Raw genomic sequence first — 9824 nt, forward strand, 5'->3', positions numbered from 1 at the left:
TTGAATTTAGCAAATACAGCATCCATTTCATCATCATATCTTGTCGCTTGTCCTTCTATGCCCGGAGCAAAAAAATGATAGACCACGTAGCCGATTTTTTGATTCCCGATGGTGTAAATAGAGTCAAGGAAATTGGGATCTTCTGATAGAACTGAAGTAGTCAGGTCCACGGGAGTCTGTGCGACATAATTTGAAGTTCCTTCATTGTATCTTAAATAGGAAATAGAATGAGCCTCTGACCTTTGTCCTAAAATTTCCTGGTAGTTGTCCAGCGTCATCCTAACACCGTTGATGTGTGTGATCAAATCTCCTCTTCTGAGGCCTGCGGTTTCTGCAGGACTGCCTTTTTTGGTGTAGGTAATGAATGCGATGACATTGTTGTTTGTACTGCTTTCACGTGCAAGTGTAATCTCATAGCCTGCCTCTTTGCTCACACCGGAAAGGCTATTTATCAGCTCTTGGTAATCGGGATAAATGACCGAAAACCTATCCGTAGGTCTAAAAAGCAAGGATTCAAAATAGTCTTCAGGGTCCGATTCTAAAGATATCGGCTTTTTCATATCATCTAGCCACAAATATACTTCATCCATCACACTCTGGATCCAAGTATTTACTTTGGCATCTGCAGATAATTCAGGAACGGGATCATCTGTTTTGTCTTTGCAAGAATTCAAGAAAATCAATGCTCCAAACAAAAGAGCTAGACCGGACTTTTTACTGAATACGTATTTCATAAGCAATTACTTTAATGGATTGATAACTAGCTTCAAACAAAGAACATAACGGGTTCAATGCAGAAATGATTTAAAAGATAAAAAGTATTTTAAAATTTTTGAAAATCAATACGAAGTATTGATGGTGATATCTGATGTCTTGCTGTCCAAAAGTTTTCCTTTTTCACACTTCAAGACCCGATATGGATATTTTCTCAATAAATCATGGTTATGGGTTGCCATTAGGATCGCGGTTCCTTCGTTGTTGATTTCCTGAAAAAGTTTGAAAATCCCATCTGCGACATCCGGATCTAGATTACCTGTCGGTTCATCTGCCAAAACTATGGAAGGTTTATTGATGAGAGCCCTTGCAATTACTACCCGCTGCTGTTCACCTCCAGAAAGTTGATGGGGCATTTTGGTGGCTGCATCTGCAAGACCGACTTTGAGGAGAACTTCGATCATTCGGTTTTTCATTTTTTCTTTATCCTTCCAGCCCGTAGCCTTCATGACAAAGAAAAGATTTTCGGCAATAGACCTATCAGGAAAAAGCTGGAAATCCTGAAATACGATCCCGAGCTTTCGTCTGAGGAATGGCACTTCACTTTTCTTGATTTTTGAAAGTTGAAAACCTACTATTTCAGCTTGGCCCATTTTAAGGGAAAGATCGGCATAAAGGGTTTTTAAAAGTGAACTTTTCCCACTTCCAGTTCTTCCGATCAAAAAAACGAATTCATCTTTTCCTATTGAAAAATTAACATCCTGCAGGACTGCATCCAAGCCCTGAAAAATACAGGCATCTTTTACCTCAATTACTGCATCCTTTCCGAATTCCATTAAATCTCAATTTTTTGTGTTTTACCAAATGGCAGCTCTTTGATCAACGTCTCGAGTTCTGCTTCCTTTCCTTCCAAACCAAATTTTTCAATATTCTTCAAAGGTCTGTCAGCCCTGAAGTAAGCCACCAAGACAAAATTATCATCTCTGATCTGTACATAATCAGGGATTTTGGCTTTTCCTTTTACTTTTAAAATATACATGGCGGTTTGGGGTTCCTCTTTTGTTTTTCAAAACAACGGATTTTGGGATTCTGTTTCAATCTATTCCACAAAACATATTAAAACAGGAATGGACCGTAAATTTTTTAAAACTTCCGGTCCATTTCTTTAAATTCAATTATTTGCCGGCAGCCTTTGCATGGTCAGCCAAGAAAGTCGCCAATCCTGAATCTGTGAGCGGATGGTTCAACAATCCCAAAATCACCTTCAGTGGGCAGGTTGCCACATCTGCACCAAGTTCAGCACATTTGATCAAGTGCATGGTATGCCTCACTGAAGCTGCCAATACCTGCGTGGCATAGCCATAATTCTGATAAATATTAACGATCTGATCGATCAGCTCAAGTCCATCATAGGAGATATCATCCAATCTTCCGATAAATGGAGAAACGTAAGTTGCTCCTGCTTTTGCAGCCAAAAGCGCTTGACCTGCAGAAAAAATCAAGGTACAGTTGGTTCGGATTCCTTCATTTGAAAAATATTTGATCGCTTTGATGCCATCTTTGATCATCGGGATTTTCACCACGATCTTGTCATCGATTTTGGCAAGTTCTTTTCCCTCTCTGATCATGCCTTCAAAATCTGTGGCAATGACTTCGGCGCTCACATTGTCGTCTACGATGTTACAGATGGCCTTATAATGGGCACGAACTCTCTCTTCCCCGCTGATGCCTTCTTTGGCCATCAATGATGGGTTGGTGGTCACGCCGTCCAATACGCCAAGATCGTATGCTTCCTTGATATCATTGAGGTTGGCGGTATCGATAAAGAATTTCATATATGATGTGTTTATGGTGAAGTGCACAAAGTTAATTGATAAATCAGTAATTGGAAGGGGAAAAAGAATGTAAAATGAGGAATGCCAAATGAAAATAATTACTTGGAATATCTCGAATTAGTGAAATCAAAAAGTAAAAAAAGAAGCGGCATCGCACCGCTACGACTGCTTACCCTTGCTCCCTTCCGGACCTGGGGGATTCAGCAGGAGCTGGTCGTGCCGCTAGGACGCAAATGTAAGGCAAAATTCTCCGGTTTCAAACAAGCTTAAATAAATCAAAAACAATTATTGTTAAACTGTTCAAAATCAATGATTAATTTATGGAAAGAATTTTCTTCATGGTTAAAGAAAAAACCGAAATGGGATTTAGGAATTTATTTACATCTTATTGCAATCAATTTGGTTGGAATATGGATGATTTCGGGATCTTTTCAAGCTTTAAAGAGATTTGGTTCCTTTTCGTGAAAAATCCCGGGATTTCACCTTGATTTTTTATTAATTCTTTTAAAAAAAGAATAAACAATACTGATTCTTTGCTTTTTTTTGTAATTAGCCCCAATGCTACAAGTCAATTTCCAGGTGGCACATAGACCAGTTCAATAATTAAATTATTTGGTTAAGTTTACGCATAAAGTTCCCTATGAATATTTCTTTTTTTCTGTTCATGAAAAAGGTCGTTGAGAGTATATTGTTGCTTGTTTTAATTCTTGTCTATTCTTCTTGTGTATCCAATGAGAAGATTATGTACTATCAAAACCTTGAAGGCAATAATGTCATCCAAGACGGAGAATTGATCAGCTACGAATTGCCGGAATACAGGCTTCAGTTCAATGATATCATCGATATTCAGATCCAGACCATAGAGCAGATCCTTGAAAAAGGACTTACTTCAAAAATCCAAAATGAGGCAAACAATGCTGTATTTGGTCAGATAGCCCAATCTGGTGGTGATATTTATTACATGACAGGATATACGATTGATAAAAATGGATTTATCAGGATGCCATTGCTAGGTGAAATTCAGGTCAATGACATGACTTTAGATGAAGTACGGATCCTGGTTGAAAACAGTCTGAAAAAATATGTTACCTCAGAGATTTTTGTCAGGGTTAAATTGGGAGGGATCCGGTTTTCTACACTTGGGGAATTCCGTAGACCAGGCAAATATGTTGTCCTGCAGGATAGATTGACTATTTTTGAAGCGATTGCACAGGCGGGTGACTTGACCACTGTAGCCAAAAGGGATCAGATCATTCTTGTCCGACAATATCCTGATGGGACAAAACTTCACAGAATCAATCTCAATGACAGGCAGATCATACGAACGCCTTATTATTTTATACAGCCAAATGATCAGATTTATGCTGAGCCTCTGAAAGCCAGGGAGATCGGTACGGGCGAAAATACCGCTCAGACCGTCGCCTTGATTCTTTCTTCTGTCACAGCCGTAGCCTTGGTTCTGAATATTATCCTCCAAAATTGATGAGTACAAACAATTCCTACCCATTTCTTCCGGATCCTTTTTTGCCGCCGCATGAGGATGATATTGAGTTGAAGGTTATTCTTTTTAACTATCTCAAATATTGGCCATTTATTGCCATTTGTACCTTGGTTTGCGTTCTGGGCGCATTCCTTTTCAATAAATATGCAACCCCAGTCTACATGGTTCAGTCCACGGTGATAATCACAGAAGAACCACAGGCTTTGGGTTCAGAGATCTTTGATGCCGTTGGGATGATGCCCATCAAAAACAACGTCGAAAACGAAATCGGAATCCTAAAGTCATATACACTTGCAGAAGAAGCTATTCAGGAACTTGGTTTGGATGTTTTCTATTTCACAGATGACCTATTGATGAGGTCGCAGGTGCATGCGGGAGTTCCTGTCGAGGTCGATGCGGATTGGACTCATCCCCAGTTGGTCAAAGGAAAATTTGTGATTGAAGTATTGGATGAGGAGACTTTCAGCATTGAACCTGACGGGGATGAATTTGAAATATTCAATCCAAATGATCCTTTTTATAAAACTGAAATAGAAGAAATCCCGGAAATCAAACCGACTTATGCTTTTGGTGAAACCATTGAGTCGGACTATTTAAAGATCAAAGTAGAACGCAATGATGCCAAAGTTGGGGATATAATCCTTTTCCAATTGGTAGATACACCCTCTTTGGCACTTTTCTTAAAAGATAAAATAAACGTCAGCCCCATCAACAAACAGGCTTCCATCCTGAATATTTCATTTGAAACTCCCGTCAGAAGAATGGGGGAGGATTACCTTAACAAATTGATGGAAGTTTACCTTCAAAGGGAATTGGATGAAAAAAACAAGGCCGCTGAGAATACCATACGATTTATAGAAGATCAACTGAGCGGAATCACAGATTCACTGACTTTTTTTGAGGGAAGCCTGGAAAAGTACAGGTCCGAAAACAGGATTTTTAACCTGAGCGAAGAAGGCTCACAGATATTTTTGAGGCTTCAGGAACTTGAAAAAGATAAATCCCAAGCAGAAATCAACCTCCGGTATTTTCAGACCCTCCAAAAATATATCACCGACGATACCATGGAGGACATAGTGGCACCTTCGATTATCGGCAATACTGATCCACTTTTGCAATCATTGGTAGTCAAAATCAGTGAACTCCAGGCAGAGAAAATGAGGCTTTCAAATAATTTTTCGGAGGAAGCGCCACCTGTCAGGGAAATCAACAGTCAGATAAGAAATACAAAAAAAGCCCTGCAGGAAAACATCCTTTCTTCTATCCGCAATACAAACACCTACCTTCAGGAAGTCAATTCCCAGATAAAGAGAGTCGAGAGGGAAATCAATGCACTCCCGGAAACGGAAAGGAGGCTTTTGGGAATCCAAAGGAAATTTACCGTAAATGAAAATATTTACGTTTACCTGCTTCAAAAAAGGGCTGAGTCCGAAATTACCAGGGCATCCAACATGCCAAAAAATGTTATTTTGGATCTGGCAAGGGCCGGTCAGGAACCTGTATTTCCAAAAAAAATCACAAACCTGATTATTGGTTTGGCGATAGGTCTGATTTTTTCCATCGGATACATTTCAATCAGGGATTTTCTAAACACCAAAATTGAAGATCCTAAGGATCTCGAAAAACAGATCAAAACCCCGCTGATCGGAATGATAGGCAGAAACCAAGGCAATGATCCCAAACCGGTCCTTCATAACCCCCGATCCTCGGTGACCGAATCATTCAGAAACATCAGGGCGGACATGTCCTACCTCAACCCAAATAAAGAGCACCTTACGATCTTATTCACTTCAAGCATTTCTGGCGAAGGAAAGACTTTTGCATCGGTGAATATGGCCTCTGTCTACTCACTTATGGGCAAAAATACATTATTGATTGGTTTGGATCTCAGAAAGCCAAAAATTGCTGAAGAATTCGGATTGGTAAATGACCTCGGAATGAGTACCTGCCTGAGCAAGAATATGCCTTGGAGGGAAGTGGTCAAGAAAACCAAATATGACAACCTTGATATCATCCTTTCAGGTCCGATACCGCCTAATCCTGCTGAATTGCTCCTGCAAAATAAATTTTCAAAGATCATGGCCGAAATCAAGGAGGAATATGATGTCATTGTATTGGATTGTCCTCCGGCTGGATTGGTTTCAGAGACAAAAGAACTCTTCAAACATTCGGATGTTAATTTTTTCATTTTCAGACAGGGTTTTTCCAACAAAAACAATATTCAGGTTTTGAATAACCTCATCGAAAAAGGAGGGGTTTCAAAAATATACGGCATCCTCAACGACGTACACATAGACAAAGGTTATGGTTTTGGCTATGGCTATGGTTACGGTTATGGGTATAACAGTCACTACGGATACCATGAGGAAGTACAGCTGCCGTGGTGGAAGCGGGCGATGAGAAGGGGGTAATTATGAATGAGTAATTAAGAAAGGGGTACAAGTCATCCTGAAGGAGGTAAGACTGAGGGATCTCATATTGTGTTTATAACCATTTCCCGAAAAACATCGGGATCAGTCAGACTGACGATACCTAACATGTCATACCCAATATTAAAATAGGCATTGACACAATAGGAATCAATCCTGTAATATTCAGTATTTAAGGGAATCGTTCTATTCAAAAATAAATACCTTTTCCCCCATAATTACTGTGACCCAGGTGGCGAAGCTGTGACCATACCTTTGCGAAAGCATGAATAACAAATGAAGAAAATCCAGATGGTGGACCTCAGGTCCCAATATGAAAAGATCAAAGAGGAAATCGATGCAGCCATGCAGGAAGTCATTGATCAAGCTTCTTTTATTAACGGGCCACACGTCAGGTTATTTGCAGATGAATTGAAGGAATACCTCAGCTGTAAATATGTCATCCCCTGTGGCAACGGTACAGACGGCTTACAGATAGCGATGATGGCGCTGGGTTTTAAGCCTGGAGATGAAGTTATTGTTCCGGCATTTACCTATATCGCAGCTGTGGAGGTGATTGCACTTTTGGGATTGAAACCGGTGTTTGTGGATGTTGATGAGGCTACTTTTCAGATTGATGTAAGCAAAATAGAAACTGTAATTTCAGATAGGACAGTAGCAATCGTCCCAGTCCATCTTTTTGGTCAATGCTCGGATATGGAATCCATTTTGGGCATTGCAAAGAAACATGGATTGAAAGTAATTGAAGATGCCGCACAATCGATCGGATCCGTTTATAAATTTTCAGACGGGACTCTTGCACAATCAGGAACGATGGGAGACATAGGTGTCACTTCATTTTTTCCTTCCAAAACACTTGGCTGCTTTGGAGATGGCGGCGCCTTGTTTACCAATGACCATGACCTTGCAGAAAAGATGCGCATGATCTCCACCCACGGCCAAAAAAAGAAATACCACCACCATTCCTTAGGGGTCAATTCCCGTTTGGATACCATTCAGGCTGCCATGTTGAGGGTGAAGCTCAGGTATTTGGACCAATATATCAATGCCCGAAATGAGGTTGCTAAGGCTTATGACAAGGCTTTTGAAAAACATTCCCATATCTCCATTCCCAAGAGGGTGTCAGAGTCAACACATGCTTTCCATCAGTACACCATCAAATTAAAAGGAGTAGACAGAGATGAGTTTTCAAAACACCTTGCTTCATTTGGCATCCCAACAACGGTATATTATCCACTTCCGGTCCATCTTCAGGTTGCTTATCAAATTTATGACTATCAGGAAGGGGATTTTCCAATTGCAGAAAAACTCTGTCAGGAAGTCATTTCCCTACCTATCCATACCGAAATGGAGCCCGACCAACTAGAATTGATTACCAATACCATCAAAAGTTTTTTCCTATGAAATCATATTTTGCACATGAATCAGCCTATATCGATCAAGGTTGCGAAATAGGAGAAGGGACAAAGATCTGGCACTTTTCCCATGTTATGGCAAATTGTAAAATCGGCAAAAACTGTAATATCGGCCAAAATGTGGTGGTATCTCCCGAGGTGGTCCTTGGCAACAATGTTAAAGTCCAAAACAATGTGTCTATCTACACAGGAGTGACTTGCGAGGACGATGTTTTTCTTGGACCATCTATGGTCTTTACCAACGTGATCAATCCCCGTTCTGCCATCAGCAGGAAAAATGAATACCTCCCTACAAAAGTTGGAAAAGGAGCTACGATCGGCGCCAATGCGACCATTGTCTGTGGCAATAATATCGGAGCCTATTCATTTATTGGCGCCGGGGCAGTTGTTACAAAAGATGTTCCCAACCATGCCTTGGTCATCGGCAACCCCGCCCGTCAAAAAGGATGGATGAGTGAATATGGACATAAGCTTGTGTTTGATCAAGAAGGACAAGCCAAGTGTCCTGAAAGTGGGGAGATATATATTTTGGAAAATGGACTCGTCCATAAATCAGGAATTAAACCATGAAAAATTTTGCCTTGATCGGAGCAGCGGGGTATATCGCCCCAAAGCATATGAAGGCGGTCAAAGATACCGGAAACCAAATTGTAGCAGCATTTGATAAGTTTGATTCTGTGGGCGTGATGGATAGCTTTTTTCCCAAAGCTGCATTTTTCACAGAATTTGAAAGGTTTGACAGGTTTTTGGAAAAATTTAAAAGGACTGACCAAGGAGTGGATTATGTCAGTGTTTGCTCACCAAATTACTTACATGATTCCCATATCAGGTTTGGACTACGGCTAGGTGCGGATGTGATCTGCGAAAAACCATTGGTGCTCAATCCTTGGAATATCGATGGGCTGGAATTGGTAGAAAAAGAAACCGGTTCGAGGGTCTTTAACATCCTTCAGCTTCGGCTTCATCCCGCTATTTTGGAACTCAGGCGCAAAGTGATGGCAGAACCCGCCGATAAAATCCATGACATTGACCTTACTTATATTTCTTCAAGGGGCAATTGGTATTACACTTCTTGGAAAGGAGATGAAAGTAAATCCGGCGGGATTGCAACCAATATCGGAATCCATTTTTTTGACATGTTGGTTTGGATTTTTGGGAAAGTCAAAACAAATGTAGTACATCTGCAGACCCATGACCGGGCATCCGGATATCTTGAGTTGGAAAGGGCAAGAGTACGGTGGTTTTTGAGTATCAATCAGGAGACTTTACCAGAATCAGTTTTGTCTAAAGGAAAAACCATTTACCGTTCCCTGACAATGGAAGGACATGAAATTGAATTCAGCGAGGGATTTGTGGACTTGCATACGCAAAGTTATGATGGGGTTTTGGAAGGAAAAGGCTTTGGATTGCAGGAAGCAAGAAGTTCTGTGGAGCTTGTCCATGACATCAGGCAGCAAAAAGGAATCGGGCTCGTCGGTGATTACCATCCTTTTTCCAAAAAGCCATTGGCAGATCATCCGTTTCATTGAAAGATCAATAAAATTTTTTACCACAGAGGGCACAGAGGACTCAGAGAAAGGATGAAGGTAGAGGAATGAAATTGTAAATGGTGAGAGGTAAAAGGAGGCGTCGCTTTCCTGCTTCTCCAGAAGCTGGATTTATAAATTGAGGGTACATCCGATAGAGACGACTGGCCGCGTATTGGTCAAATCTTGGTAGAAAAGGAAAAGCAATCCGGTTTTTGGCCGAGATAATCACAAGTCAAAAATTAGCCTTCCACCAAAAACAATGAAATTCAATTCTTTAATTTATAAAAAATAAATCACCACAGAGGACACAGAGTTCACAGAGAAAATTGAGAGTTAGGAGATTGGCGACGACTGGCCGCGTATTGGTCAAATCTTGGTAGAAAAGGAAAAGCAATCCGGTT

The 9824-nt window shown here is 40.6% G+C and carries 9 protein-coding genes and 1 other RNA gene; 5 read left to right on the top strand and 5 right to left on the bottom strand.

Translation table 11 applies throughout. The features are described 5' to 3' along the window. From ACZFYI_RS09965 to ffs, 5 genes are all read right to left on the bottom strand, one after another. Positions 1-734: PDZ domain-containing protein (locus tag ACZFYI_RS09965; protein ID WP_462523980.1), on the bottom strand; the 734-nt coding region annotated here is incomplete at its 3' end. Positions 735-839: 105 nt separating this feature from the next. Beyond that, entirely contained in the window at positions 840-1550 is a 711-nt protein-coding gene (locus ACZFYI_RS09970) for a cell division ATP-binding protein FtsE (RefSeq protein WP_462523981.1), read from the bottom strand. Next, on the bottom strand, positions 1550-1753 hold the full coding sequence (locus ACZFYI_RS09975) for a fructose-6-phosphate aldolase (protein ID WP_462523982.1): 204 nt from the start codon (positions 1751-1753) through the stop codon (positions 1550-1552). Before ACZFYI_RS09975 ends, ACZFYI_RS09970 begins: the two co-directional genes overlap by 1 nt. Before the next feature lie 136 nt (positions 1754-1889). Beyond that, positions 1890-2549, bottom strand: coding sequence for a fructose-6-phosphate aldolase (gene fsa, locus ACZFYI_RS09980; RefSeq protein ID WP_462523983.1), 660 nt, complete (start codon positions 2547-2549; stop codon positions 1890-1892). 139 nt (positions 2550-2688) lie between these two features. Continuing rightward, positions 2689-2775, bottom strand: an RNA gene (gene ffs, locus ACZFYI_RS09985) — signal recognition particle sRNA small type. A 516-nt stretch (positions 2776-3291) separates the two neighbouring features. Here ffs and ACZFYI_RS09990 point away from each other — a divergent pair. The 5 genes from ACZFYI_RS09990 to ACZFYI_RS10010 all read left to right on the top strand — a co-directional run bounded on the left by ACZFYI_RS09990 (position 3292) and on the right by ACZFYI_RS10010 (position 9423). Further along, on the top strand, positions 3292-4032 hold the full coding sequence (locus ACZFYI_RS09990) for a polysaccharide biosynthesis/export family protein (RefSeq protein ID WP_462523984.1): 741 nt from the start codon (positions 3292-3294) through the stop codon (positions 4030-4032). Further along, the gene (locus tag ACZFYI_RS09995; protein WP_462523985.1) at positions 4032-6461 is read left to right on the top strand and encodes a GumC family protein; all 2430 of its coding nucleotides are present in this window, start codon (positions 4032-4034) and stop codon (positions 6459-6461) included. The genes ACZFYI_RS09990 and ACZFYI_RS09995 overlap by 1 nt, the downstream gene beginning before the upstream one ends. Before the next feature lie 294 nt (positions 6462-6755). Continuing rightward, positions 6756-7883, top strand: a complete 1128-nt coding sequence (locus tag ACZFYI_RS10000) for a DegT/DnrJ/EryC1/StrS family aminotransferase (RefSeq protein ID WP_462523986.1) — start codon at positions 6756-6758, stop codon at positions 7881-7883. Next, complete coding sequence (locus ACZFYI_RS10005) at positions 7880-8464, top strand: acyltransferase (protein ID WP_462523987.1); 585 nt, start codon at positions 7880-7882, stop codon at positions 8462-8464. Before ACZFYI_RS10000 ends, ACZFYI_RS10005 begins: the two co-directional genes overlap by 4 nt. After that, positions 8461-9423: a Gfo/Idh/MocA family protein gene (locus tag ACZFYI_RS10010; protein WP_462523988.1), complete on the top strand. Its 963-nt coding sequence runs from the start codon at positions 8461-8463 to the stop codon at positions 9421-9423. Before ACZFYI_RS10005 ends, ACZFYI_RS10010 begins: the two co-directional genes overlap by 4 nt. The last annotated feature ends 401 nt before the right edge of the window (positions 9424-9824 follow it).

The sequence above is a fragment of the Aquiflexum sp. genome (assembly GCF_977115555.1).

Excerpts from the sequence above, each read along its gene's own strand:
- ACZFYI_RS09970 (WP_462523981.1), bottom strand. The coding sequence starts at position 1,550 with ATGGAATTCGGAAAGGATGCAGTAATTGAGGTAAAAGATGCCTGTATT.
- ACZFYI_RS09975 (WP_462523982.1), bottom strand. The coding sequence starts at position 1,753 with ATGTATATTTTAAAAGTAAAAGGAAAAGCCAAAATCCCTGATTATGTA.
- fsa (WP_462523983.1), bottom strand. The coding sequence starts at position 2,549 with ATGAAATTCTTTATCGATACCGCCAACCTCAATGATATCAAGGAAGCA.
- ACZFYI_RS09990 (WP_462523984.1), top strand. The coding sequence starts at position 3,292 with ATGTACTATCAAAACCTTGAAGGCAATAATGTCATCCAAGACGGAGAA.
- ACZFYI_RS09995 (WP_462523985.1), top strand. The coding sequence starts at position 4,032 with ATGAGTACAAACAATTCCTACCCATTTCTTCCGGATCCTTTTTTGCCG.
- ACZFYI_RS10000 (WP_462523986.1), top strand. The coding sequence starts at position 6,756 with ATGAAGAAAATCCAGATGGTGGACCTCAGGTCCCAATATGAAAAGATC.
- ACZFYI_RS10005 (WP_462523987.1), top strand. The coding sequence starts at position 7,880 with ATGAAATCATATTTTGCACATGAATCAGCCTATATCGATCAAGGTTGC.
- ACZFYI_RS10010 (WP_462523988.1), top strand. The coding sequence starts at position 8,461 with ATGAAAAATTTTGCCTTGATCGGAGCAGCGGGGTATATCGCCCCAAAG.